Source organism: Niallia oryzisoli, assembly GCF_043641075.1.
In the GTDB taxonomy this organism is placed as follows: domain Bacteria; phylum Bacillota; class Bacilli; order Bacillales; family Cytobacillaceae; genus Bacillus_BD; species Bacillus_BD oryzisoli_A.
Genome location: NZ_JBHZRC010000004.1, coordinates 271,121 through 297,996, shown reverse-complemented (window position 1 = coordinate 297,996; position 26,876 = coordinate 271,121). Strand labels below are relative to the sequence as shown.

The window sequence follows — 26,876 nt, the reverse complement described above, 5'->3', positions numbered from 1 at the left end:
AAAGGAGAATTCACAATTTATTTTGTGAGTTCTTTTTTAATTTATTCGTATTCGATGGAATTATTTTGGGTTGAGGATGTATGCTAACAAGTAAAAATGTTCGAAAATTATATTTAGGGAGGTCACCATGCGTTTAAGACATAAACCTTGGGCAAAAGAAAAAATTGAGCAGTACCCGCAATATGTAGTATCTGATCCAGAAGGATTAAAAGGAAAGTGGAGTACAGTATACGAGAAGAATCAACCGCTTCATATTGAAATTGGCACTGGTAAAGGTCGTTTTATTACAGAAATGGCAAAGGCTAACCCCTCTGTTAATTACTTGGGGATTGAACTGCAGGAAAGTGTCATTGTATCTGCGCTGGACCGATTAATTGAAGCGGAGGTACCAAATGTAAAGCTCCTGAATGCCAATGCTGTGGATTTGCCGCAATACTTTGAAAAGGGGGAAGTCTCCAGAGTCTATTTGAATTTTTCAGACCCTTGGCCTAAAACTCGTCATGCGAAGCGTCGTTTGACGTATAAAACCTTTTTAAAGATTTACGAGGAAATTCTCCCAGAACAAGGAGAAATCCATTTTAAAACAGATAATCAAGGATTGTTTGAATATTCTCTTATGAGTTTTTCTGAATACGGTATGCTGCTGAAATTTGTCAGCCTTGATTTGCATAACAGCCTTTTCGAAGGAAATATTATGACGGAGTACGAAGAAAAGTTTTCGGAGAGAGGCAATCGGATTTATCGCAGTGAGGTACAATTTCAAAAAAAAGGCTGATAATGTTCAGCCTTTTTTTATATTTTAGTAAAAAAGGTACTAACTCGAGCTATTAGATTTGAAAATTTCAGAATTATATAATATATTTTTTGCGTAAACAATTATTTTAGACTCGAGAATCAAAAAAAAACGTCATGTAAGGGAGGGCCAATGATGGAAACGCTACAGTTAACTAATTGCAAGCTGACATGGTTAAATGGCGGGGTCAATAACCTGGATGGAGGAGCTATGTTTGGTGTAGTTCCGAAACCTCTATGGATAAAGAAATATCCTTGTAACGAGAAAAATCAAATTGAGCTGCGAACAGACCCTATTCTGATTCAAATGAATGGAACTAATTTTTTAATAGACTCGGGAATAGGGAAAGGGAAATTATCTGAAAAACAAAGACGGAATTTTGGTGCGGAAGAGGAATCAAAGCTTGAAGAATCATTAGAAAAGCTGGGTTTAACACTGCTGGATATTGACTATGTACTGATGACTCATTTGCATTTTGATCATGCCTGTGGTTTAACCAAAACAGACGGCAGTGAATACGTTCCTGTTTTTCCAAATGCAAAAATCATTGTCAATCGAACTGAATGGGATGAAATGAGGCAGCCCAATATCCGCTCAAAAAGTACATATTGGAAAGAGAACTGGGAAGCCGTTGCCGGAAAGGTTGAAGTGTTTGAAAAAGAATGGTCAATGGGGATCCTTAAGCTTATTCATACCGGCGGGCATAGTGACGGCCATTCAATCATCGTTTTGGAGGACGAAAAGGATACAGTCATACACATGGCAGATATTATGCCGACACATGCACATCAAAATGTTTTGTGGGTGATGGCATATGATGATTATCCGATGAATTCAATTGCAGCCAAACAGAAATGGACGCAATATGGACTTAATTGCAATGCCTGGTTTACGTTTTATCATGATACGTATTATCGAGCTGTTAAATGGGATAAGGATGGAAATCTTACGGAGTCTATTCGTAGAGAACGATAATGGAAATACACTGCAGCATAAAAAATCCCCTGTAAGGGGATTTTTTAGCTTAGTGGATAGGCATCAATAATTGCTCCAGTTGCTGTATCAACAATAAATTCATATTGCTCCGTTTGCCCATCGACGACCCTTGAAATCCCGCCGATATAGACTTCATAATCCAAGAGCGATTTCGAATAAGGCTGTTTTTCCATTTGAATCCATGAACCTGAAATCGGACCGTGCTTTTTGAAAGCACTTTTTGCATTCGCTAATGCTTTTTCAGCTGAAATTGTACTATTTTTATCTATTGTTTTACTTAGAACAATGCCGACTGCGACACCGGATCCTAAACCGGTGAGAAAGGTTTTCCAATTCACGAAAGAACCTCCTTAAAATTAATGAATACATGACTCTGTTACTTATCTTATCAAAAATACGAATAATAGATAACTGTTTTCAAGCAATTAGTCCAAGGCAGTGAAAAATAGTTGAACATAGGATAGGGAATGCTATATCGTGAAAATGGTACTGTAATAAAAATTTAGGTAAAATGATAAACATGGATATATACATAACAGGATAGTTAAAAAAAGAGGAGTGTGACCTGAAATGATGGAAAAAACTTTACAGTTGTTTAAGACCCTAACAGAGCTGCCAGGTATAGCCGGAAATGAACATGCTGTTCGGAGCTTCATGCGGGAACAATTAAGTAAGTATACTGACGAGATTGTTCAGGATAAGCTGGGGAGTGTCTTCGGCGTCAAAAGAGGGGATGAAAACGGTCCGACCGTTATGGTTGCAGGTCATATGGACGAAGTGGGTTTCATGGTCACCTCGATAACGGATAGTGGTATGATTCGCTTTCAAACAATCGGTGGCTGGTGGAACCAGGTGATGCTGGCTACTGCGGTCCAAGTCATCACAAAGGATGGTCCGGTTCCTGGTGTTATTGGTTCTATTCCACCACATCTTCTTAGCGATGAGCAGCGGAAAAAGCCAATGGAAATTTCAAATATGTTGATTGATATCGGTGCAGATGATAAAGAGGATGCTATTAGGATTGGGATTAAGCCAGGGCAGCAAATTGTCCCTGTCTGTCCATTTACACCAATGGCAAATAATAAAAAAATCATGGCTAAAGCTTGGGATAACCGATATGGCTGCGGTTTAGCCATTGAGCTTCTCGAGGAACTGCAGAATGAAACGCTGCCGAATGTCTTGTATTCAGGTGCAACCGTTCAGGAGGAAGTGGGGCTCCGAGGAGCTCAGACAGCCGCAAATATGATTAAGCCTGATCTGTTTTACGCACTAGATGCTAGTCCGGCAAATGATATGTCGGGTAAAAAGGATGAATTTGGCCATCTCGGGAAAGGAGCCTTACTTCGAATTCTAGATCGGACCATGGTCACACACAGAGGGATGAGGGAATTTGTACTTGATACGGCTGAATCACATAAGATTCCGTATCAATACTTTATTTCTCAAGGCGGTACAGATGCCGGCCGGGTTCATGTTGCAAACGAAGGAGTACCAAGTGCTGTGATTGGAATTTGTTCGCGCTACATTCATACACCGGCAAGCATCATCCATATTGATGATTATGCGGCCGCAAAAGAATTAGTGACAAGATTAGTTAAGGCATCTAATCGGACTACCTTAAACACCATCCTGCAAAATGGATAACAAGCTTTTTGATGGTCAGTGCTTTTAGGGTTTGTTATCATCAAAAAGTGTAGGATACAGATATTGATCCTTTTGCTGTGTTAAATTCCAAAATTAATTTTGAAACCAGCTTGATTGCAGTGGAAGGCACGAAGACTCCTGCGGTCGCCCGCGGAAAGCGAAGTGCCTGGAACGGAAATCAACAACAGTGTAACAGCAGTAATAATTATAAAAAATGGAGGAAATTACATTGAAAAATCTAGAATCAGTTGAACAATATACAGAATTACGTAATACCGGAAAACACATCTTTGTCTTTTCAGCAGACTGGTGTAAGGATTGTCGCTTTATTGAACCGTTTATGCCTGATGTAGAGGCAAAATATAGTGAATATACATTTATTCATGTGGACCGTGATCAATTTATTGATTTATGTATTGAACAGGATGTCTTTGGCATTCCAAGCTTTATTGCCTATGAGGGCGGCCGCGAACTAGGCCGATTTGTCAGCAAAGATCAAAAAACACAGGAAGAAATTGAACGGTTTATTGAAAATCTTAAATAAACTAGTGCAACGTATTTTTCTATATGAATCCCCTTATCTTTGAGATGAGGGGTTTTATCATGTAGAATAATAAAGAATGTCTTTATAAGGAGCTTGTATAATGAAAATGGATAGTATCAAAATGAAAAATGAGCTGCAAAAACGGCTTGCACATCCGGAGCGAAAGTTTGATTATGATCGTAAAAATGATCAATTACGTATTGAACATAAAGAGACTGGGAAAGGGATTACGATTTCTTTGCCAGGTGTCATAGCAAAATGGCAGGAACAAAAGGATAAGGCAATTGATGAAATCATTTATTATGTAGAAGAAGGACTGCAGGCTCTGGAGTCAGATGCAGCGATTTCAGGGAAAGAAAAAAACATCTTTCCTGTCATCCGGTCCACTTCTTTTCCATTGGAGACAAATGAGGGACAGCAATTTATTTATGACGACCATACAGCAGAGACTAGAATTTATTACGCGCTTGACCTGGGAAATACGTATAGGCTGATTGATCAAGCTCTTCTTGAAAAGGAGCAATGGGATGAAAAACGTATTAAGGAAATGGCCTTATTTAATGTTCGTTCACTATCTACTGAAATGAAAACCGATATTGTAGCAGGAAATACCTTTTACTTTTTAAATAAAAACGATGGTTATGATGCCAGCAGGATATTAAATGATTCCTTTTTAAAGGAAATGCAAAAGAAAATAAAAGGAACAATGGCTGTAGCGGTGCCGCATCAAGATGTGTTAATTATTGCGGATATCGAAAACGATACAGGCTATGATATCCTTGCCCAGATGACTATGAGCTTTTTCGCAGCTGGAAGAGTTCCAATAACCGCTTTATCGTTTATTTATGAGGAAGGTGAACTGGAACCTATTTTTATTCTGGGTAAAACGAAACAAATAGACAGAAATGAATGAAAAGGACCATTAAGGTTCTTTTTTTTGTCATGTATAATAGGATTTACAAGCTTCGACAGAAAAAAGGCTTTTCTTTTCATAAATTTCCATTTCGTCTGACCATAGCATCATTCTATTATTTTATCTCGTATTTTTAAGAATTACTGATAAAATAAGAATGGTAGACTGAGAGAATAAGAAAGAGTGATTACGTTTGAATTGGATGAAAAAATTATTACGCCTATTTAAAGATGACATTGAACCTATAGATGAAGACAATGGACATATCCGCGGCAGTACCAAAATATCTCATGAACAGAAGCAAAATCGAGAGATAGGGAAAGAAGTAGACGCAAAAATTGTGTACCAATATCCAAAGGGAGCATTTCGTTTTCCATTAGTACCGGACGATGATAAGCAAGTAAGAAATAGGCCGGATCGTCCTGTTTTGAAAAAGGTACAGGATATCAGTCATGAACGTCCCAAAGAGCGCACCTTTGAGAGAGCCCAAGAAAGAACACATGACAGGACCCAAGAAAGAATACATGACAGGACCCAAGAAAGAATACATGACAGAACCCAAGAAAGAATACATGACAGGACCCAAGAAAGAACACATGACAGGACCCAAGAAAGAACACATGACAGGGCCCATGAAAGGACAAGACGGCACAGTCCTTCTGTTATACGTGAGAATAGAAACAGCATACCTGAACAAGAAAATAGAAACTCAAGACCTTTTAAACCAACAGATATACCTTCTCCCATCTTTGGCTATAAGGAGCGGCCGGAAATAAGAAAAGGTTCACTACATAATGAGGTTGTAATAGAAGTCGCTGAGAAAAAGGATCCGATTAATAGAGAGCTGTACCATCGTTACTCACAGACATGGGGTGGTGCACCTGTGATCATGAAACCAGGGGAGAAGAGGTTTAATCCACTGGACTTAAGCTTGTCAAAGGTACAACTAAATAACAAGGAGATAGCTCCTCCAATTGTCGATTCTGTGGAGCGAAATGCAGAAAGACCAGTTGAACCAATTATAGAACAAGAGGTTCTGGAAATAGAAGCTTCCCAAAAGGTAACAATGGTGGAAGAAAACAGTGAACGGCTAGAAAGTAAGTCAGTTACTAATGAACAAAAAGACTTTGGCAAGCAGGGAGTTCTTGAAACCGTGCAAGAAAATACTACAAGCTCTCTGATTGAAATGGAAACTATTTTTGAAAGTGTGTCGGAGAATGACCCTGTATCGATCCTCGAGGAGTCTGATGCTTTCGAAGCAGAAATAGCCGCAGCTGTTGAAACTGCACCACCATCAGCCGTTGAGGAAGTACCTGCCCTTGAAGAAGAATCTATTATTGAAGAAGAACTTACACTTTTGAATCAAATCTTAAATGAAGAAATAGTTGAGGAAGAGAACGAGATGCGAACTGATCCAGATGAAATGGTTGATGTTCAGGCGGAGGAGCCGGTTCGTTCGGCAATTCCTTTCAATGTCATTATGCTTAATCAAGATAAGCTAAGGATGATGGAAAGAGAGCTGAATAACTCAATTAATAAAATTGATAGAGACTTGCCGAAACATGTAGAGGAAACAAAGGATTTGACTGAGATGACTGGTCAGGCTAAGAAAACTGATGCCCAGGGGCATACGGATACGGTTACGGAAAACACGGTCGTTATAGCAGATCAATCCTTTCAAATTATTGCAAATGCTGATGAACCAGAAGAACCAGTAACTGCAGCAGTGGAAGAAACTGTTCAAGCTATACAAATCCATGAGGACAATGAACAGGAAACGGAAGAAACTGTGCAAGAGGATAATTTCTCTTTTCCATCCATTGACCTCTTAACACCGCCTATCATTGTTGAGGAAAATAACCAATGGATTGATGAGCAAAAAGAACTTTTAAATACAACCTTAAAGAATTTTAATGTTGGTGCTGCTGTTGTGAATGTCACACAGGGTCCTTCTGTAACACGGTTTGAAGTCCAGCCTGAACCGGGTGTGAAAGTAAATAAGATTACGAATTTATCGGATGATATTAAACTTAGTCTTGCCGCTAGGGATATTCGTATAGAAGCCCCGATTCCAGGTAAACATACAATCGGCATCGAAGTTCCAAATATCAAAAGCAGACCGGTTTATTTAAGTGAAATTGTTAGCAATCCGGAATTTATTCGGCAAGAATCACCACTTGCGGCAGCGCTAGGATTGGATATTTCCGGAAAACCAGTCGTGTCCGATTTAAGAAAAATGCCTCATGGTCTGATTGCTGGTGCAACAGGATCAGGGAAAAGTGTTTGTATCAATACCATTCTTGTAAGCTTCCTTTATAAAGCGAAACCAGAGGATTTAAAGCTATTATTAATAGATCCGAAAATGGTCGAATTGGCACCGTACAATCATATTCCACATCTAGTCAGTCCTGTTATTACAGATGTTAAGGCTGCAACAGCTGCATTAAAGTGGGCAGTCGATGAAATGGAAAGACGCTATGAATTATTTGCCCATACAGGTGTTAGAGATATCGGACGCTTTAACGAATTGGCCGTCAAGCATAAGCAATACTCTGATAAATTACCATACATCGTTATTATTATTGATGAATTAGCCGATTTAATGATGATGTCTCCTGCAGATGTAGAGGAAGCTATTTGTAGAATCGCTCAAAAAGCAAGAGCATGTGGAATTCATCTAATCATTGCCACACAAAGACCGTCTGTAGATGTTATTACAGGATTAATTAAGGCAAACATCCCAACAAGAATTGCTTTCTCTGTATCGTCACAAGTGGATTCAAGGACTATCATCGACATTAGTGGTGCAGAGAAACTTCTAGGAAGAGGAGATATGCTGTTCTTAGAAAATGGCTCATCAAAGCCGATACGCCTGCAGGGAACGTTTGTTTCTGACGAAGAAATTGACGATGTTGTTGCACATGCTAGAGCGCAGGGAGAACCAGACTATTTATTTGAGCAAGATGAATTATTGAAGAAGGCTGAAATCAACGAAGCAGAAGATGAACTCTTTTATGAGGCATGTGAGTTTGTAATTGAAAACGGCGGAGCCTCCTCGTCTATGCTGCAAAGAAGATTCAAAATAGGCTATAATCGAGCGGCGAGATTAATTGATATGATGGAGCAGCATGGATATATTTCTGAGTCACGTGGAAGCAAGCCAAGAGATGTATTCATAACAGATGCGGAATTAGAATCGTTACAGATGGCAAGCAAGAACCTATAAGCCTATGAATAGATTTCAAGAGGGAATTTTATGCTTGAACAGCTATTTTCCTTCTTTCATAGACAATATGGTCATTTTTACTTTTAAGTATAAAAAAGAATGAAGTTTTCTTTAGAAGTTAATGGTGATATAATGTTTGAATATGATTAGACAAAGTATAGAGGTATCTGTTTTACAAAGATATCTTCATAATCAAGCAAAATGAGCAAAAATAAATAAATAATCATATACTGTTTTTACAGTTAGACGATGGTTGGAGGTTCTTTATATGACTAATTACCATTTCGTAGGTATTAAGGGGTCCGGAATGAGTGCACTTGCACAAATTCTTCATGATATGAATTTTCAGGTTCAAGGGTCCGATGTAGATAAACGTTTTTTTACGCAAATTGCTCTTGAGCAAGCGGGAATAAAGATCCTTCCTTTTCAAAAAGAAAATATACAGCCTGGAATGACAATAGTTGCCGGAAATGCATTTCCTGACACACATGAAGAAATTCAAGAAGCGATGAGGCTCGGTCTTCCTGTTATACGTTATCACCGTTTTTTAGGTGATTTTATGAAACGGTTCTCAAGTATTGCTGTTACAGGAGCTCACGGTAAAACATCTACTACCGGTTTGCTGGCACATGTTATTTCCGGAGCGAAGCCGACTTCCTATTTAATCGGCGATGGTACAGGTAAAGGGGAAGAGGATTCGGAGTATTTCGTGTTTGAGGCCTGTGAATATCGCAGACACTTTTTATCCTATTTTCCTGATTACGCTATAATGACGAATATCGATTTTGACCACCCTGACTATTTTGCGAATATTGATGATGTATGCGCTGCTTTCCAGGAGATGGCTCTGCAGGTGAATAAGGGAATTATTGCCTGCGGTGATGATGAGCATTTACAAAAAATGCAGGCTAAGGTTCCTGTTTTGTTTTATGGTTTTGGGGAAGAAAATGACTTTCAAGCACGAAATGTTGTAAAGACTACAGAAGGAACAACGTTTGATGTGTTTATTCGAAATACATTTTTTGACTCGTTCGCTATTCGAAGCTATGGCGATCATAATATTTTAAACTCTTTAGCGGTAATCGCACTGTGTCATTATGAAGGAATTGACACAGAGGTTGTTCGTAAACAATTAATGAATTTTGAAGGCGTTAAAAGGCGGTTTTCAGAAAAAAAAGCTGGGTCTCAAATCTTAATTGATGATTATGCACACCATCCAACAGAAATAAAAGCAACCATTGATGCAGCAAGACAGAAATATCCTGAAAAAGAAATTGTGGCCGTTTTTCAACCGCATACCTTTTCTAGAACGCAGGCTTTTCTTGGGGAATTTGCCGAAAGCTTAAATCTGGCGGATAAAACGTATTTATGTGAAATTTTCGGTTCAGCACGTGAGAATCATGGGAAATTGTCTATTGAGGATTTGCAGGCAAAAATACCTGAATCGAACATCATTACGGAAGAAGAGATGTCATCTTTGAAGAGTCACGATAACAGCGTGATTATTTTTATGGGAGCCGGGGATATTCAGAAGTTTCAGGCTGCATATGAACAAACCTTATAGAAGATTCATCGGAAAACGAAAGTATTTTATAGACGCTTTGTCTACAAGTACTTTCGTTTTTTGTTGAGAAGGACTTGCAAAAATCTAATCTGCTTTAAGCAGTTATGAATTGAAAGTATCCACCATTATGGTAAGATTTTAGATAGACGAAAGGGAAGTCCACAAAAGCTTTGTTGGATGTTTATATCCTGACATTACAGGATATAGTTAGAAATAAGACAGGGAGGTGTCAGTCGTTTTGAGTATTATTTTATATTTAAGTGTAGCTTTAATTGCTATCGCCTTTTTTATTTTAGTTATTTATCTAACAAGGACATTAAAGTCATTACAGGGAACGCTAAACAGTGTCTCAAAGACATTATCAGGCTTGGAGCAGCAATTAGATGGTGTAACGAAGGAAACCACTATTTTATTACATAAGACAAATGAACTTGCCAGCGACGTGCAGAAGAAAGCTGAGGATTTAAATAGTGTTGTGGATGCAGTGAAGGATGTAGGTGAGTCAGTAAGGAAGTTTAGCGGCTCGATTCAGTCTATTACAAATTCTATGACCCATCAGGTTGAAGAAAACAAGGATAAAATGGCACAGGTGATTCAGTGGAGCAATATTATTCTTGAGTTGAAGGATAAATGGCAGGATCGAAAACAAAAGAAAAACACTGAACGCTCACTTGAAGAAGGCTATGATTTTAAAAAGGAGAGGGCAAGATAGTAAGTAGAATAGGGAGGCGTATGTATGGCTGGAAATGAAAGAATGAACTATGAATTGAAAAAGGATAAATCATCAGAATCTCGTATGAGTACAAAGGATTTTCTCCTTGGTAGTTTGATTGGTGCAGCGGTAGGTTCTCTTACAGCCTTATTGTTAGCGCCTAAATCAGGTAAAGAATTACGAGTTGATCTAAATAATCAAGCCTACCAGCTAAGAGAAAAAACAGATCATATTCGTGAATCTGTATCAATTAAAGGAAATGAATTAACCTCAACGGTTAAGGACAAAACATCTGCGATTTCAAGAAAGGTTTCAGAGCAATCAGTTGATCTTGTTAAGAAAGTGAAGGGGTTCGCATCTGAGTCTGAAACAGATGCTTCAACAAATCCGGTCGATGAACTATTTGAGCGGAATAACCATTCTGAATCAGATATTCAAAAAAAACTGGAGGAAACGAAAAGAGCATTTGATGAAACTGAGAGTAAATTCAATACTCAATAAATCGTTAAAGGATAAGTGAGGGGAAAAAATGATTAAACTTAATTCAATAGAAGAATTCGATCAAGCTTTAGAAAAGGAACAAGCTCTTTTTGTTTTAAAACATAGTATCACTTGTCCAATCAGCCAAGCTGCATATGATGAGTATGAAAGCTTTACAAAAGAACAACAAGGATTTCCTACATATTATTTAACGGTTCAAGAGTCGCGTCCATTATCGAATTATATCGCTGATAAATTTGAAATTAGGCATGAATCACCACAAGCCATTCTTTTTACTGAAAATGAAGCGGTATGGCATACCTCTCACCGAAATATTACAACGAAATCATTAACCGATTCATTACAGCAAACAAAATAAAAAGGGGGTCTCTGACTCCCTTTTTTATTTTGCTAATCAAGTTTTGGTAGTGGGCCAGACAATTTTTAAATCATCTCCAGGTTCAATTTTCCCGAAAAAGGTTGTCTGTTGATTATTTCGCAGCAATGTAAATCGACCTGTTGAATGATTAGGCATATTGACTTGAACATGATTAAATAAATCCTGAAAGATGAACGGCTCCATTTTCCTATGTTCATATACAATATGATCGCCTTCGAAAATAAGATCACTTTCTGAAAGTATTTCCTGATTTCGTTTAAACTCAGTTAATCTTTTCGTCATGGTGAGCGGCTTTCCATTAAATGATACAGGGATACTTTGTGAAAGCAGGATTTGTTTTACCTCTGCAAGCTCTCTTACTGTAGGCTGTTTTTTGCTTTCTATTGTTATAACATCTAAATGTTCAAAGTTATTTCCTAATTTAGTCTCCAATCCATTTCTGTAGAGCTTTCCTGAAAAAGGAGGGATAAACGTTTCTTTTCCATTTAAATTGATATGAAAGGGACGCAGCTTATCGAGTTCATGCTGAAGGTTTAGGCCGGTAAGTAATTGTTCAATGGTTTCAGGAAATCTACAGGCAATCTGGTCTCGATCAGAAATTTGTTTATCGGCATGAGCAGGAAGACCATTGCAGGTAATTTGCGCATACACGGTGTATGATTTTTCATTTATTGTAATCGTCTTTTGTGGTAACCCATCCAGCAAATCCATGATATAGACGGTTGGCTTTTTCCCATCACTCCCGGTAATCACTTCTATCTGGTCTCCGTTTTCAATTGGATCATCAAGACTGCAGGGAACACCGTTCTTATATAATAAAGGTGCTTTCCCATGCTCGCCTGGTATGGTAATATTTTGCCCATTAAGAGTGATAATCATGGCCATCCCAGGTTTTCCATACAGCTTATTTAATTTGACTCCGCTTGTAAGTAAGCAGTCACCGACTGTTAATTTCTTTACCTCAAAAAGGCGGACAGGCTGTTCATTGACATAAACGGTACGATAATGCACAGGTGATTTTTGTGCGGTTATCGCAATTCCAATAGGTGTCACTAGTTCTGGACCTTTATCAATATGGTCGGCAAATGAGACAGAGGGTATGGCATTAAGGTCTCTTATAGCGACTCGATTCTCAGGGAGCTGCATATTTTGAGCCAGTAATTTCGTGATGTTTGGAGTCAGACTTCCGCCCCCGACAAGCATGATGGCTTTCGGCGGCTTTTGATTATTTAAGTTTAATATTTCATTAGAAATGGATTTCGCTAAAGAATCAATGGCAGGTGTGATGTTCGAAATCATTTCTTCTCGCGATACCTCGGTTTCGAATCCTAGAATATCTGTTATGGTAAGGGAAGTCTGGGTCAGCAGTGCTCGTTTTGTTTGTTCTGCTAATGGAAAATCAAGCAGGTATTGATCACTGATGGTTTCTGTTATTTCATCACCTGCAATCGGTACCATCCCGTAGGCAATGACAGTGCCTAAGTCTGTAATGGCAATATCGGATGTACCAGCACCAATGTCAACAAGTGCTACGTTTAATCGCCTCATCGACGGTGGAATAAGCACGTTAATGGCAGCAATCGGCTCAAGCGTCAATGCTTCCATCTCTAAATTAGCTCTGTTAAGAGCAGCAATTAAAGATTCAACGACTACCCTCGGTAAAAAAGTAGCAATAATTTCAACGGAAGCTTCATACCCTTGCTGATCAATTAAATTACCAATCTCTTCATTATCAAGTTTATAGGATAGAACAGAGTAGCCAACACAATAATAAAATTGCCGGTTTTCAGCATTATGCTGCTTTTCTGCCACAATTGCCTGTGCCTGTTGCACGGCGCTTAACTCAAAATGAAGTATATCTTCTTTTTGAATCATTGGTTTTCCGGCAATATTTACTGATACTGCAGCACGTTCTGTTTTTAACGCTCTCCCGGCTGCGGCCACATGAACTTTTTTTAGTGGTCCGTGGGTTTTTTCAAGTTCCTCTTTTATGTCAGAAATGATGTTTGCCACAGCTGCCACATCATGGATCTGCCCATCGAGCATAGCACGTTTTGAATGCTCCTTTGATAAAATATCAATGACATGATAGTTCTTAGCACTATCAACTTCTAGAATGATTCCGACAACAGAGCGTGTACCAATATCTAAAGCAAAAAGCTTGTTTTGTTCTTCCAAGAGGATGCACCTTCTTTAGTGGTTTATGCAAAATACTTTAATACTTAAAAGCGTTTAAGCGAAAAAGAAAAAATGCGTGACATTAACTTATAATTCATATATAATAACCGTAATCATAAAAAATGTATCACATTTTAGTTGGTCGATAAAGAAGCGAATGTTTTTGTTATCGACTTAAAAGGGGCGGACATACATGAGTAATAATCAATTGGAACAATTGAGACAAAAAGTCGAGGAACAAAATCTGCAAATATTACAATTAATTAATGAGCGGGCGAAAACGGTGCAGGAAATCGGACGTGTAAAAGAAACACAAGGGGTAAACCGATATGATCCAGTTCGTGAGCGTCATATGCTTGATCAAATAATCGAAAATAATAATGGTCCATTCGAGGATTCAACCATATTACATCTATTTAAACAAATCTTTAAAGCGGGACTTGAACTGCAGCAGGATGATCACCGCAAAGCATTGCTTGTGTCTCGGAAGAAAAAATCAGAAGATACTGTTATTAATTTAAAAGGCGAAATCGTTGGTGCAGGAGCTCCTTCCTTCGTATTCGGTCCATGTTCGGTTGAATCGTATGAGCAGGTTGCTGCTGTTGCGGCTTCTGTGAAAGCAAAGGGGCTTAAACTTCTTCGCGGAGGAGCTTATAAACCTAGAACGTCTCCATATGACTTCCAGGGTCTTGGTGTGGAAGGATTAAAAATATTAAAACGAGTAGCGGATGAATATGATTTAGCAGTCATCAGTGAGATTGTTACACCAGCAGACATTGAAACAGCTCTTGATTATATCGATGTGATTCAAATTGGTGCGCGCAACATGCAAAACTTTGAATTGCTTAAAGCAGCTGGTGCAGTAAATAAACCAGTCCTGTTAAAACGCGGTCTTGCTGCTACTATTGAAGAATTTATCAATGCTGCAGAATATATTATGTCACAAGGAAATGGACAGATCATACTATGTGAACGTGGAATACGGACATATGAAAAAGCAACAAGAAATACATTAGATATTTCTGCTGTACCAATTTTAAAACAAGAAACACATTTACCGGTATTTGTTGATGTGACACACTCAACAGGAAGAAGAGATTTATTACTGCCATGTGCAAAAGCGGCACTTGCGATTGGAGCAGACGGGGTAATGGCTGAAGTACATCCGGATCCTGCTGTGGCACTATCTGATTCAGCGCAGCAAATGGATCTGAAGCAATTCGATGACTTTTATAATGAAATTCAAAAATCTGTATTTATAAAAGCATAAAACAACAGCCGGAGAAGCTTTCCACAATCAAAGTGGGAAGTTTTTTCTTCGTAAATCATTGTTAAATATTCGACAGAATGATGAGAAAAGGCTTTAAATTATGAATATATGTTAAAGAAATCGGTTAACATTGCGACTTCTTGTTGTCTATCGTATGATAAAGAACATAAGTATGTATATTCATTGCTAAAGCTTGATGGACCAAATCTTCATTCAACTATAAATTTGTTCGTGAAATGCGGAACAAAGTAATATAATGAGAATAAACCATCTGAAAAATGTTTACTAATAAGAATATAAAGGAGTGTTGACATGAATATTACGATATATGATGTTGCACGAGAAGCAAATGTTTCTATGGCAACTGTTTCACGTGTAGTAAATGGAAACCCAAATGTAAAACCTACAACAAGGAAAAAAGTCTTGGAGGTTATTGATCGTTTAGGTTATCGACCGAATGCGGTGGCAAGAGGATTAGCAAGCAAGAAAACAACAACCGTCGGGGTTATTATTCCGGATATTTCGAATGTATTCTTTGCCGAATTAGCCAGGGGAATAGAAGATATTGCGACAATGTATAAATACAACATTATCCTAAGTAACTCAGACCAAAATAAAGACAAGGAATTGCATTTGTTAAACACAATGCTTGGCAAACAGGTAGACGGACTTGTTTTTATGGGTGGAAACATCACGAAAGAGCATGTGGAGGAATTTGGAAAATCTCCAGTTCCGATTGTTCTAGCGGGTTCCATTGAGGAAACAGGTAAAATTCCTTCTGTTAATATTGATCATGAGCAGGCGGCTTTTGATGCTGTAACTACCTTTATTGAAAAAGGCCATAAGCATATTGGACTTGTGATTGGACCATTACATGACCCGATTAACAGCCATAAAAAACTTGCTGGATATAAAAGAGCGTTAAGTGAAGCCGGTATTGAATACAGCGAAGACCTAATAGCCGAGGGTGATTATACATATGATTCAGGGATTGAGGCTTTTGAAAAACTTCTTGAAGCAGAAAACCGTCCTACGGCAATCATGGTAGGTTCTGATGAAATGGCACTAGGTGTTGTACACGGTGCTGAGGATAAAGGATTTAACATTCCAGAGGATTTTGAAGTCATCACATCTGATAACACAAGATTGTCGCTGATGGTTCGTCCGCAGTTAACGACAATTGTACAGCCTTTATATGATATTGGAGCTGTAGCTATGCGTTTATTGACGAAATTGATGAATAAAGAAGAAGTGGATGATTTAATTGTTGTTCTTCCGCACCGGATTGAAGTTCGGAATTCGACTAAATAGACATTTTTAGTGGTAAAGGGGAGCTCATATCATGGGCTCCCCGATTTTTTACTCTATTTTCCTTTCTTTTCGAATGGAATATAAAGCTTTTTCAAGAGTTTGTTTATTTTTCTCAGTGATTTCAACTTTTCTTGGGATGGGTTCATACATTTGTTGTTCATCCTCCCAGGATATTGGAAGCGCACAATCAGCATGCTCCTGCCATTTCACAGCCCAGTTCTCTGGAAGAATCCCTGTATTTGTTCGATTCTCTGTCATTTCAAACCAAATGGACGCCCATGCTCTTGGTACAACTCTCCATAAATCATAGCCTCCACCCCCGACAGCTATCCATCTTCCATCACAATATTGATGTGCAAGCTGATGTGCCAACTTGGGAACCTCCATGAATGTATTCATTGTTGAGTACAAATGGGTTAATGGATCTAAATAATGGGCATCGACACCGTTTTGGGTAATAATTACATCTGGTTTAAAAAATTCAGCTACCTCTGAAAAGGCAGTTCTATAACAGTCTAGAAATGATTCATCTTCTGTGAAGGCGTCTACGGGAATATTAAAGGAATAGCCATATCCTGAGCCCTGTCCTCTTTCACTGATATTACCGGTTCCAGGGAATAAATAACGCCCCGTTTCGTGGATGGAAAGAGTACATACATTCGCGTCATCGTAAAAGGCCCATTGTACACCATCACCATGATGGGCATCTGTGTCAATATAGAGAACACGTGCATGATATTTCTCCTGAATATATTTAATCGCAACTGAAATGTCGTTATAGATGCAAAAACCAGAAGCCTTGCCTCTAAAACCATGATGCAAGCCTCCGCTTAAATGCAGGGCATGCTTTGCTTTTCCGCTCATAACATAATCAGCAGCGGTTAAGGCACCCCCGACAATTAATGAAGTTACCTCATGCATATTGGGAAATATGGGTGTATCCTCAGTCCCGAAACCATAGCTTTCTGCAAGCTCTGAAGAAAGCATTCCATTTCCCGCTAATTTTACAGCGTCAACAAATTGTGGATCATGAATAAGTGTTAATTCTTCTCTTGTTGCAGGTCGTGGTGGTACGATATTTCGCGTATCGATGGCATTGCTTTTTTCTAATAGATCAAGCGTTAATTGTAAACGAATTGGACTAAAAGGATGGTGTGCATTAAATCGATAGTTTAATAGAGCTGGTGAGTAAATAAAGATTGAATCGTCGTTCATCTTTCGATACCTGGTAAATTTGGCCAAAGAACCTGATATCCGGCCTTTTTAATATCCTCTATTAAATGAATAGGGTTAATGGTCTGTGCTCTAATAACAATAATTTTATAGCTTTCATCCTTTTTGTCTGGGTAAATGAGTACACTTAATATATTGACCTTTTGTTTACGAAAAGCAGTTGTAATCTCATTAAGGACCCCCGCCCGATTTGGGGCTTTAATCTCAATTTGTGATGCAGGCTGATGGGCTCCGGTTAGTTCTATTAATGTATGTAAAAGATCGGTTTCAGTGATGATACCGACAAGCTTTTTATCCTTTACAATTGGCAGACAGCTGATATGATGTTCATAAAAAATGGCACCGATTTCTTCAACAAAATCGAGAGGATGACCTGTAATTAAGTTGGTTGTCATAATGGATTTAATCGGTTTCTTCAGGACGTCCTTTTGTTCTTCAGGGTCTGTTAGAATGGAAGGTGTAGCGTCACGAATATCACGGTCAGATACTAAGCCAATTAATTGGTTGTCCTCTGTGATAATAGGAAGATGCCTTACCTTATGCTGCAGCATGAGATTGGCTGCATCTAGTATAGGCTGATCTTGAGTAAGAGTAATAATCTTTGTTTTCATAATTTCTTCAACAATCATCTCTTTTTCCCCCTTTTCTACCTATATTTTAATACATAAATCGGTTCATAAAACGTAATTCGTCAAACTTTTGTATAGATTCTGAATTTATTCTTTTTCCAAACCGAACCATAAGACAGTTGGCTGGATGAGAGCAGATTTCCGGATCATCAGTTGCATACCATTCTAGATTACCGATGTTCATCATTTTCCCCATAATATTTCGGTATTCCCAAACATTTAAGCCTGTTCCTTTTAAATCCCAATGCCAATAATATTCAGTGGTAAAAACAATATAGTCCTCCATTGCATCATCCATCATGGAAACCGTTAAAAGTGCTTTGCCGACCCCGATTCCACGATAATGTGAACTAACTTCAATTGCACCCAATTCAATCAGCTCTTCCATATTACCTTCTGACCAGCGTTCAAGTGGATCAGGATATAAGAAGGTCACATAGCCGATGATTTTTTTCTCAATTCTAGCGATGATAATCCTGCCTTCTGGTAAACTTGCAATCTCAATAATTGCCTCATGCTGCTTTGCAGGCGGTCTAAAGGCGATCAGACCAGCATCAAATTCAAAATGTTTCAATTGCTCGGGTGACATAGGTCCTTCAACAATTAAAGTGCCAACAGGGGTTGCTAACTCTTTTGAATAATAGGTTTTCTTGTGTTCCATATATTTCTATTCACCGCCATAAATATACTCTACCCCTTAATACTTTTAATAAAATTGATGGATATTTTTTTATTAGTTGGGATTTAAAGGAATTAAGGATGTAATAACACCATTATACACAATTTTTAATTAATAAATATTACTTACATCTATTTACATTATTAATTATTTTTGGACATAATAGAACAGTATCGGAAAATTTTTTTAATAAATAATATTTTAAAAATTGAGAAAATTGTAAAATTGTTATATAATAGGTTCATAATTACAAAAAAGGAGGAAAAAATTAGATGAAATTGGAAATTTTACCATCCCAAAGAGGAGACTTTAATCTTACTAGTTACGAAGAGGTGTACAATAATTTTGACTGGAAAGAAACAGAGAAGATGTTCTCTTGGTCTGAAACGGGAAAAGTAAATATTGCCTATGAAGCAATTGATAGACATGCTGAAAGCTATCGAAAAAATAAAGTGGCCTTATATTATCATGAAGGTTTAAGAAAAGAAAAATATACATTTAAAGAAATGAAAGAGCTTTCTAATAAAGCTGGGAATGTTTTTAAAACATATGCAAAGGTTGAAAAAGGAGACCGTGTGTTTATTTTCATGCCAAGATCTCCAGAATTATATTTTGCTGTATTAGGAGCTATTAAACTTGGTGCCATTGTTGGGCCGCTATTTGAGGCGTTCATGGAAGGTGCTGTTCGTGACCGTCTAGAAGACAGTGATGCAAAAGTGATTGTTACAACTAAAGAACTGTTACACCGCATACCTGTTCAAGATCTTCCGAATTTAAAACATATTTTTGTAGTTGGCGAGGATGTAGAGGAGAACAGTCAGATTATTGATTTCAATAAAAAAATGACTGAAGCCAGCTCAAAGCTAGATATTGAGTGGGTTGAGCGTACTGATGGTATGCTTCTACATTATACATCTGGTTCAACTGGCAAGCCAAAAGGTGTCTTACATATTCATAATGCAATGATTCAGCAGTATCAAACTGCAAAATGGGTTCTTGATTTAAAAGAAGATGACGTGTATTGGTGCACAGCAGATCCAGGCTGGGTTACGGGTACTGCATATGGTATTTTTGGACCTTGGTTGACAGGTACGTCAAACCTAATCGTAGGCGGTCGTTTCAATCCTGAAACTTGGTATAAAATGCTTGAAGATTACGGTGTAACAGTTTGGTACAGTGCTCCAACTGCTTTCCGTATGCTGATGGGTGCTGGTGATGAAGTAGTGAAGAGATTTGACCTGTCTAACCTACGACATATCTTGAGTGTTGGTGAGCCGCTTAACCCAGAGGTTGTCCGTTGGGGAATGAAAGTATTCGATTTAAGAATCCATGATACGTGGTGGATGACTGAAACAGGTGCTCAAGTTATTTGTAACTATCCTTGCATGGAGGTTAAGCCTGGTTCCATGGGTAAACCAATTCCTGGTGTAGAAGCTGCGATTGTTGATGATCAAGGAAATGTGCTTCCTCCAAATAGAATGGGTAACCTAGCAATTAAAAAGGGCTGGCCGTCTATGATGCATACAATTTGGAATAACCAAGAAAAGTATGATTCTTACTTTATGCCGGGAGATTGGTATGTATCTGGTGATTCAGCATATATGGATGAAGAAGGATACTTCTGGTTCCAAGGCCGTGTCGATGATGTGATCATGACTGCTGGAGAACGTGTAGGTCCATTTGAAGTTGAAAGTAAGCTTTTAGAGCACCCTGCCATTGCAGAAGCAGGTGTAATTGGAAAACCAGATCCTGTGCGTGGTGAAATCATCAAGGCGTTTGTTGCACTGATCGATGGTTATGAGCCATCAGAGGAGTTAATTGAAGATATTCGTCAATTTGTAAAAACGGGTCTTGCTGCACACGCTGCGCCAAGAGAAATTGAGTTCCGTGATAAATTGCCGAAGACAAGAAGCGGTAAAATTATGCGTCGTGTGTTAAAAGCATGGGAGCTTAATTTACCAACAGGTGATCTTTCCACAATGGAAGATTAATAACAAAAAGCGGGTGTCCTAAATTAACATGGACACCCGCTTTTTTGCTATTCATATATTTTAGTTATGGAGCTGGTTGTGCTGCTGGATTTTGTGTACCCTGTTCCCCGGTTTCAGTAGGAGGGGAGGCTGCAGGCTGCTGCTCTGCACCCGTTTCTCCAGATGTTGTTCCAGAATCAACCGGTGTTGTATGATGCTGCTCAACTGTAATGTAATTAGATGGTGCTGATTCATTTCCTGCAATATCGACTGCAGTAACGTAATAGGTTCCTGACCCTACCTGGAATGAATGGGATCCGTCTACCTTAATCGTCCCTACTCTTTGGCCTCCAGAATAGACTCGATAGCCGACAACATCATTATCTGAGCTTCCACCCCATGAAATGGTGCTGCCTGATAGAGAAATACCTGGAGCAGAAGGGGCACTTCCATTGTCTTGCATGCTGGCATTTGGAACAACTGCATTCGCTATACCGCTATTATAGGAGGATAATTGATTTGCCGATATCCCTAGCATTTTCTGAATCGCTGCTGAATCTAAGACTACCCCTGTTTGTACAAATTCAGCAGGTGTAGAATCAAGCGCTAGATATTTTTTTCCACCGATTGTTACAAATCTTCCACTGTCAAAACTACTATCCGACTTTGTCGGTACAAACTTCGCGTTAAAAAGGTCTGTTCGGACAAGTCCGGCATTTGAGCAAGCGTCAGTTGCTAAGCCTCCGGATACAGCGCAGAAGGTTCTAGTAACGATTCCCTCCGGCATTGGCAGCGTTTCGCTTGGATCTACCAGTTCTGGTGCAATATCGTAAGCGGCATTCATTAAATCTGCCCATAGATAAATATTTCTGACTCCATAGGATAATCCTTTATAGCTGAGTTCTAACGGTTTTGGCTCATCGTAGCCATTCCAAACACCAAAGGATACGTTTGGATTTGTTGCGACAAACCATGAATCTTTATAATCCTGACCTGTACCTGTTTTTCCGGCCCAGTCAGAGCTGAATTTTAATCGTCCATTTACAGAAGTGGCTGTACCTCCGCTTATAACATCTCTTAACATATCATAGGTTAAGTAGGCTGTTTGCGGGCTAAATACCGGTACTGGCGTTACCTGATGCTGATATACAATGTTTCCTTCTTTATCAGTAATTTTTTCAATCATATAGGCATCAATAAATTGACCGCCATTTGCAAAAGTCCCGTAGGCATTTGTGTTCTCCTCAACAGTAACACCGTTTGTCAGACCGCCAAGTGCAGCGGAGCGGTTCACATAGTCACCTTCCGCTAAGGAGGTAAAGCCCATTTTCACAAGATATTGTGCAGGCTGCGAATCAAGAATATCAACATATGCTTTCACAGCAGGAATATTATAGGATTTAGCCAGTGCTTCCCTTGCTGTCACAAGCCCATGCGTGCTGCCGCCGTAATTGGTTGGCCATGGTTTGTTTGATCCAGGATTTAATTTTAATGGAACATCAGGCAGGATGCTGCCCGGAGAAATCGATCCTAGTTCAAATGCTGGAGCATAAACAAGCAATGGTTTCATCGTGGATCCATTTGATCGTTTTGCGCTTGTTGCATGATTGATTTGTTCTCGATTATAATCCCTGCCCCCGACAAAACTAATAATTTTCCCGGTTTTGTTTTCAATTAGAATGGCTCCAGCTTCGACCGGATCACTAATTGTTTTTACTTCTCCGGTTTCTGGGTCCGTATATGTTTTTGTTTTATCATTACCGTAATAATTGAAGTTATTTACGACCTCTGTGAAACGATCATATATGTCCTTATTAATCGTACTATGGATTCTATATCCATTTTGACGAATGTCTCGGTCAGATAGTGCCATGTATTTTTCCTTTAATACATCGTCCGCGTCCAGCTTTTCTTTCGAAATTCCGTCTTTTTCTGCCAGCACGTAGGCCATTACTTCAGCTGCACGTTTTTCAATTTCAAATGTAACCCATGGATATTGCTCAACTGGATTCTCATGGATGGTGATAAAATCCTTTGTAATATCATAGGCAAGTGCTTCATCGTACTGCTGTTTCGTAATCTTTTCGTCTGTGTACATACGATTTAGGACGGTTTTCATTCTTGTAATGCCTGGTTGAAGATTTTGTTTAAGCTCGCCCCCATTTGTATACGGTGTATAGCCGAATGGACTTTGAGGAAGACCGGCAATAAAGGCCGCCTGAGGCAGGTTTAAATCACTTACATTCTTGCCAAAAATACCCTTTGCTGCCGATTGAACGCCGGCAATGTTTCGACCTGAAGAATTACGGCCAAAGGTAGATACATTTAAATAGGCTTCAAGGATTTCCTCCTTTGAAAAGAACTTTTCAAGCCGTAGGGCCAGCAATATCTCTTTTGCCTTTCGCTCAAATGATACTTCATTTGTTAAAATTTGATTTTTAATTAGTTGCTGTGTAAGTGTACTTCCGCCAGATTGGACGGAGGAATTACTAACCTCTTGAATGATAGCCCGTAAGATGGCTTTGGGTACAACGCCCCCATGCTCATAAAAATATTCATCTTCTGTTGCGACAACAGCATTAATCAAATCCTGTGATACGTCTTCAAGCTTTACTTCTTCTCTTTCCAGATCAGTGTAAAGCTTTCCAAGGTAGACGTTATGATCAAAATATAATTCGGAGGTTTCTTCGTAATTATAAATATTTTTTTTCATGTTATCATAGGATCGTATCGGTTCATTTTTTACCAATGATGCAAAATAACCAGCGCCAAGACCGCCGCCAAAAGATAATCCAAGTACAAGGACTATAATAAAAATAAGGGCTAAATTCCAAACAACTTGGTAGGTGATGCGAATCTTTTTGACTGTTTGTTTATCTTTTAATAGATTAAAAAACGATTTAATTTTACCGCTATATTTTGATTTTTCAATTTTCATTCATTGATCCCCTCCAAAATCACCCTTCATTATAGCATAAACAGCGGAGTGAAACCGAAAAGATTGTTGCTATTTGTGGAATTTTCCTGTTACTATTTGACTTTATTCGCTGTCTATGATAAAAATAATGCAATATTACTAATTATAAAACAGCATTGACGGGAATCCAGTAGTGCTTCTATCCCTGCCAAAGAGAGCCAGCGGCCGCTGTAAGCTGGTGCAAATAGAAGTGATGAATTACCTCCCTGAGCTTTCACTGAGAACAATTGGCTAAAATCCACCCGCTATTCGGTTTATTTAGCTTCCTTTGCCATTTAGTAGCAGTGACCGGTTAATCCGTTATCTTTTTTGAGTGGGAGAATTTATTTATTCTCTAATTTGGGTGGTACCGCGCATATATGATTTGCGTCCCTGCATGTTTGCAGGGGCGTTTTTTATTTTTTTAGAGGAGGAAATTAAATCATGACATTACTTGAAGATTTGCAGTGGAGAGGTATTGTTTACCAGCAAACAGATGAAGAAGGTATTAAAGAAACATTGGCAAAAGAGAAAATCTCCTTATATTGCGGTGTCGATCCTACTGCAGACAGTATGCATATTGGTCATTTATTACCCTTTTTGACCTTAAGACGATTCCAGCAGCACGGCCATCGCCCAATCGTACTAGTCGGTGGAGCAACAGGGATGATTGGTGATCCGAGTGGGAAAAGCGAGGAGCGTAAACTTCAAACAACGGAAGCGATTCAGCATAATGTGGAGTGTATCCAGAAGCAATTGAGCCACATTTTCGATTTTGAAGGCGAACATGGGGCGATTATGGTTAATAACTATGACTGGGCTGGTTCCATGGACATTGTTACATTCCTGCGTGATTATGGAAAGCATGTTGGTGTGAACTATATGCTGGCAAAGGATACAATTGCAAACAGACTTGAAACAGGGATTTCATTTACTGAATTTACGTATACCATTTTACAAGCTATGGATTTCTTGCACCTTTATGAGAAGCATGATTGTAAAATGCAGGTCGGCGGTAGTGACCAATGGGGGAATATCACCACAGGTCTTGAGTTAATCCGCAAAATGGCTCCGGAAGGCTCAAAAGCATTTGGATTAACGATACCGCTTGTTACAAAAGCAGATGGAACAAAGTTTGGTAAAACAGAAAGCGGAGCTGTTTGGCTTGACCCTGAAAAAACATCTCCATATGAGTTTTACCAATTCTGGATCAATACAGCTGATGCGGATGTTATCAAATATTTGAAGTTTTTCACTTTCTTATCAAAGGAAGAAATTGAAGGATTAGAAGCAGCTGTTCAAACAGAGCCACATCTACGTAAAGCGCAAAAAGCATTAGCAGAGGAAATGACAAAATTAATTCATGGCCAGGAGTCACTTGACCAGGCAATGAAAATTACAGATGCCCTGTTTAAAGGTGATATTCAAAACTTAACAGCAGACGAAATTAAGCAAGGCTTCAAAGATGTTCCATCTTATGAACATACATCTGGAGAAGATACCAGCATTGTGGATCTATTAATAGCAGCAAAAATTGCCCCATCCAAAAGACAGGCCCGTGAAGATGTAACAAATGGGGCAGTATCGATTAACGGAGAACGTGTAACAGAAACAGATTACGTTATTTCTGCTAAGGACCGTATAGAAGGACAGTTCACCGTCATTCGCCGCGGCAAAAAGAAATACTACCTAATCAAATACTAATCATGATTGGTGTCAGGCACCGCAAAAAGACAACAGCTTAATAATGTCCATTTGTGGTGCCTGACACCATAATAAAAAACCTTGCCAATTTTAAAGCGGCAAGGTTTTTTATACGTATCATTAACCTTTTTTGGTTCACTTTGGGACAATGTTAATGTACAGAATAATAAAATTGAACACTTTGAGTATTTTTAAAAGTGAGATTAAAGTAATGTAACATTAGTGGTAAAATATGTATATAACGAAATGTTTAATGTAATGTGGATGTATGTGATTAACGTATACTTATGGTTATTATTTCCGTATGTTGGTGAGGGGTTGAAATGAAAAAAATCGTAATGGTATTTTTTAATGCTGCTTGCATGATAAGTAGCCTGGTTGGGATATTGCACTTTTTTGCACCGTATTCTTTTAAATGGTATTCTTATATACCGGACGCTCCGATTGAGATATATCATTCAATTAACTACATCAATTTTTGCTTTTCCTTTTTGTTAGCCGGAGTTAGTTTGCTGTTTTTAATAGTGCAAAATAAATTATTTGATGGTTCAAGGGAATTAAAAATATTCTATGCATTCTTTTCTCTTATATGGTTTTCAAGAATAATAATACAGCTCATTTGGCCATGGCCATCAGATTTACAACTATGGTTAGTTGTTGCTTTTAGCATGGAGTTCATATTTACTCTAATTCCTATGATATATTTTCTTATTAATATAGAAACGAAAAAACCCCTGAAACGTTGATTTAACAACATTTCAAGGGCTTTATTAGCATTATTATGCATAATGCTAATATTAACGAGAGTAGAACTCAACGATGAATGCTTCGTTAATTTCAGCTGGTAATTCAGAACGCTCTGGTAAACGAGTGAAAGTACCTTCTAGTTTGTCAGCATCAAAAGTTAAGAAATCAGGAACAAAGTTGTTCACTTCGATTGCTTCTTTAATGATGTCAAGGTTACGTGATTTTTCACGAACGCCAATTGTTTGACCTGGTTGCACACGGTATGAAGGAATATCAACGCGCTTTCCATCAACTAGAATATGACCGTGGTTAACAAGCTGACGAGCTTGACGGCGAGTACGAGCTAAACCTAAACGGTAAACAACGTTATCTAAGCGAGATTCTAAAAGAATCATAAAGTTTTCACCATGGATACCAGCGATCTTTCCAGCCTTATCAAAAAGGTTGCGGAATTGACGCTCGTTTACACCATACATATGGCGAAGCTTTTGCTTTTCTTGTAATTGTAAACCATATTCAGATAGTTTTTTACGTTGGTTTGGACCATGTTGTCCAGGAGCGTAAGGACGCTTTTCTAATTCTTTACCAGTGCCGCTTAAGGAAATACCTAAACGACGAGACAGTTTCCAGCTTGGACCTGTATAACGAGCCATGAATGACTCCTCCTCTATGTTTTTATTTTTGGTAAAATAAAAACAGATGTGAGATCTTCCTTAGACATTTTGTTTTCATGTACCTTCGCCCTGCAGCAAGGGTTACTCAATACACCATCGAATGCATTTGAGGAACAAAATGATGCCAAAAAAGTATTCACATAAGCTGCATATTTTACACAAACGCTATTATATAATTAAATTCACACGAATGTCAAGGTTGTTTTCTGATAGAGACATTATAGTAAGAAGATTCCTGTAGTAGATTGGCAGC

General features: G+C 38.5%; 22 protein-coding genes and 1 other annotated feature. Of the genes, 15 read left to right on the top strand and 7 right to left on the bottom strand.

Features of this window, described 5'->3' with window-relative positions; genetic code table 11:
• The first annotated feature begins 127 nt into the window (after nt 1-127).
• Nucleotides 128-775, top strand: coding sequence for a tRNA (guanosine(46)-N7)-methyltransferase TrmB (trmB, locus tag ACHUFV_RS15335; protein WP_394235601.1), 648 nt, complete (start codon nt 128-130; stop codon nt 773-775).
• Between the two features lie 153 nt (nt 776-928).
• Complete coding sequence (locus tag ACHUFV_RS15330; protein ID WP_394235600.1) at nt 929-1,768, top strand: YtnP family quorum-quenching lactonase; 840 nt, start codon at nt 929-931, stop codon at nt 1,766-1,768.
• 44 nt (nt 1,769-1,812) lie between these two features.
• Here ACHUFV_RS15330 and ACHUFV_RS15325 read toward each other — a convergent pair whose 3' ends face one another.
• Nucleotides 1,813-2,127 carry a PepSY domain-containing protein gene (locus ACHUFV_RS15325; protein WP_394235598.1) on the bottom strand — a complete coding sequence of 105 codons (315 nt, stop codon included), beginning with the start codon at nt 2,125-2,127 and terminating at the stop codon, nt 1,813-1,815.
• Between the two features lie 232 nt (nt 2,128-2,359).
• Here ACHUFV_RS15325 and ACHUFV_RS15320 point away from each other — a divergent pair, with 232 nt between their 5' ends.
• The 8 genes from ACHUFV_RS15320 to ytxJ all read left to right on the top strand — a co-directional run bounded on the left by ACHUFV_RS15320 (nt 2,360) and on the right by ytxJ (nt 11,251).
• Nucleotides 2,360-3,433 carry a M42 family metallopeptidase gene (locus ACHUFV_RS15320; protein WP_394235597.1) on the top strand — a complete coding sequence of 358 codons (1,074 nt, stop codon included), beginning with the start codon at nt 2,360-2,362 and terminating at the stop codon, nt 3,431-3,433.
• Between the two features lie 229 nt (nt 3,434-3,662).
• Complete coding sequence (locus ACHUFV_RS15315) at nt 3,663-3,977, top strand: thioredoxin family protein (protein WP_394235596.1); 315 nt, start codon at nt 3,663-3,665, stop codon at nt 3,975-3,977.
• A gap of 106 nt (nt 3,978-4,083) precedes the next feature.
• Nucleotides 4,084-4,890, top strand: a complete 807-nt coding sequence (locus ACHUFV_RS15310; protein WP_394235686.1) for a DUF1444 domain-containing protein — start codon at nt 4,084-4,086, stop codon at nt 4,888-4,890.
• A 202-nt stretch (nt 4,891-5,092) separates the two neighbouring features.
• Nucleotides 5,093-8,116: a DNA translocase FtsK gene (locus ACHUFV_RS15305; RefSeq protein ID WP_394235595.1), complete on the top strand. Its 3,024-nt coding sequence runs from the start codon at nt 5,093-5,095 to the stop codon at nt 8,114-8,116.
• A 268-nt stretch (nt 8,117-8,384) separates the two neighbouring features.
• Nucleotides 8,385-9,680, top strand: a complete 1,296-nt coding sequence (murC, locus tag ACHUFV_RS15300; RefSeq protein WP_394235594.1) for a UDP-N-acetylmuramate--L-alanine ligase — start codon at nt 8,385-8,387, stop codon at nt 9,678-9,680.
• Between the two features lie 238 nt (nt 9,681-9,918).
• Nucleotides 9,919-10,392 (top strand): DUF948 domain-containing protein, encoded by a 474-nt coding sequence (locus ACHUFV_RS15295; RefSeq protein ID WP_394235593.1) that lies wholly within the window; start codon nt 9,919-9,921, stop codon nt 10,390-10,392.
• A 24-nt stretch (nt 10,393-10,416) separates the two neighbouring features.
• Nucleotides 10,417-10,893: a YtxH domain-containing protein gene (locus ACHUFV_RS15290; protein WP_394235592.1), complete on the top strand. Its 477-nt coding sequence runs from the start codon at nt 10,417-10,419 to the stop codon at nt 10,891-10,893.
• Between the two features lie 28 nt (nt 10,894-10,921).
• On the top strand, nt 10,922-11,251 hold the full coding sequence (gene ytxJ / locus ACHUFV_RS15285) for a bacillithiol system redox-active protein YtxJ (RefSeq protein ID WP_394235591.1): 330 nt from the start codon (nt 10,922-10,924) through the stop codon (nt 11,249-11,251).
• A gap of 36 nt (nt 11,252-11,287) precedes the next feature.
• Here ytxJ and ACHUFV_RS15280 read toward each other — a convergent pair whose 3' ends face one another.
• Nucleotides 11,288-13,450 carry a cell division protein FtsA gene (locus ACHUFV_RS15280; RefSeq protein WP_394235590.1) on the bottom strand — a complete coding sequence of 721 codons (2,163 nt, stop codon included), beginning with the start codon at nt 13,448-13,450 and terminating at the stop codon, nt 11,288-11,290.
• Between the two features lie 193 nt (nt 13,451-13,643).
• Here ACHUFV_RS15280 and ACHUFV_RS15275 point away from each other — a divergent pair, with 193 nt between their 5' ends.
• Both ACHUFV_RS15275 and ccpA read left to right on the top strand, forming a co-directional pair.
• Nucleotides 13,644-14,720 (top strand): bifunctional 3-deoxy-7-phosphoheptulonate synthase/chorismate mutase, encoded by a 1,077-nt coding sequence (locus ACHUFV_RS15275; RefSeq protein WP_394235589.1) that lies wholly within the window; start codon nt 13,644-13,646, stop codon nt 14,718-14,720.
• Between the two features lie 312 nt (nt 14,721-15,032).
• Entirely contained in the window at nt 15,033-16,031 is a 999-nt protein-coding gene (gene ccpA / locus ACHUFV_RS15270; protein WP_394235588.1) for a catabolite control protein A, read from the top strand.
• A gap of 48 nt (nt 16,032-16,079) precedes the next feature.
• On the opposite strand, the gene ACHUFV_RS15265 is transcribed toward ccpA, so the two are convergent.
• From ACHUFV_RS15265 to ACHUFV_RS15255, 3 genes are read right to left on the bottom strand one after another with little or no spacing between them, the layout of a single operon-like run.
• The gene (locus ACHUFV_RS15265; RefSeq protein ID WP_394235587.1) at nt 16,080-17,246 is read right to left on the bottom strand and encodes an acetoin utilization protein AcuC; all 1,167 of its coding nucleotides are present in this window, start codon (nt 17,244-17,246) and stop codon (nt 16,080-16,082) included.
• Entirely contained in the window at nt 17,243-17,893 is a 651-nt protein-coding gene (locus ACHUFV_RS15260) for an acetoin utilization AcuB family protein (protein WP_394235585.1), read from the bottom strand. Before ACHUFV_RS15260 ends, ACHUFV_RS15265 begins: the two co-directional genes overlap by 4 nt.
• A gap of 28 nt (nt 17,894-17,921) precedes the next feature.
• On the bottom strand, nt 17,922-18,554 hold the full coding sequence (locus ACHUFV_RS15255) for a GNAT family N-acetyltransferase (protein WP_394235584.1): 633 nt from the start codon (nt 18,552-18,554) through the stop codon (nt 17,922-17,924).
• Between the two features lie 290 nt (nt 18,555-18,844).
• Between ACHUFV_RS15255 and acsA the strand changes: the two genes are divergently transcribed.
• Nucleotides 18,845-20,563, top strand: a complete 1,719-nt coding sequence (gene acsA / locus ACHUFV_RS15250) for an acetate--CoA ligase (protein WP_394235583.1) — start codon at nt 18,845-18,847, stop codon at nt 20,561-20,563.
• Between the two features lie 64 nt (nt 20,564-20,627).
• Here acsA and ACHUFV_RS15245 read toward each other — a convergent pair whose 3' ends face one another.
• A complete protein-coding gene (locus tag ACHUFV_RS15245) occupies nt 20,628-23,480 on the bottom strand; it encodes a transglycosylase domain-containing protein (RefSeq protein WP_394235582.1) in 2,853 nt (950 codons plus the stop codon).
• A 146-nt stretch (nt 23,481-23,626) separates the two neighbouring features.
• Nucleotides 23,627-23,896: a binding site (T-box leader), on the top strand.
• Nucleotides 23,897-23,942: 46 nt separating this feature from the next.
• Here ACHUFV_RS15245 and tyrS point away from each other — a divergent pair.
• Together tyrS and ACHUFV_RS15235 are read left to right on the top strand one after the other, a co-directional pair.
• Complete coding sequence (tyrS, locus tag ACHUFV_RS15240) at nt 23,943-25,202, top strand: tyrosine--tRNA ligase (protein ID WP_394235580.1); 1,260 nt, start codon at nt 23,943-23,945, stop codon at nt 25,200-25,202.
• A 323-nt stretch (nt 25,203-25,525) separates the two neighbouring features.
• Nucleotides 25,526-25,948, top strand: a complete 423-nt coding sequence (locus ACHUFV_RS15235) for a hypothetical protein (RefSeq protein WP_394235579.1) — start codon at nt 25,526-25,528, stop codon at nt 25,946-25,948.
• A 51-nt stretch (nt 25,949-25,999) separates the two neighbouring features.
• Here ACHUFV_RS15235 and rpsD read toward each other — a convergent pair whose 3' ends face one another.
• Complete coding sequence (gene rpsD / locus ACHUFV_RS15230) at nt 26,000-26,602, bottom strand: 30S ribosomal protein S4 (RefSeq protein WP_394235577.1); 603 nt, start codon at nt 26,600-26,602, stop codon at nt 26,000-26,002.
• Between the last annotated feature and the right edge of the window lie 274 nt (nt 26,603-26,876).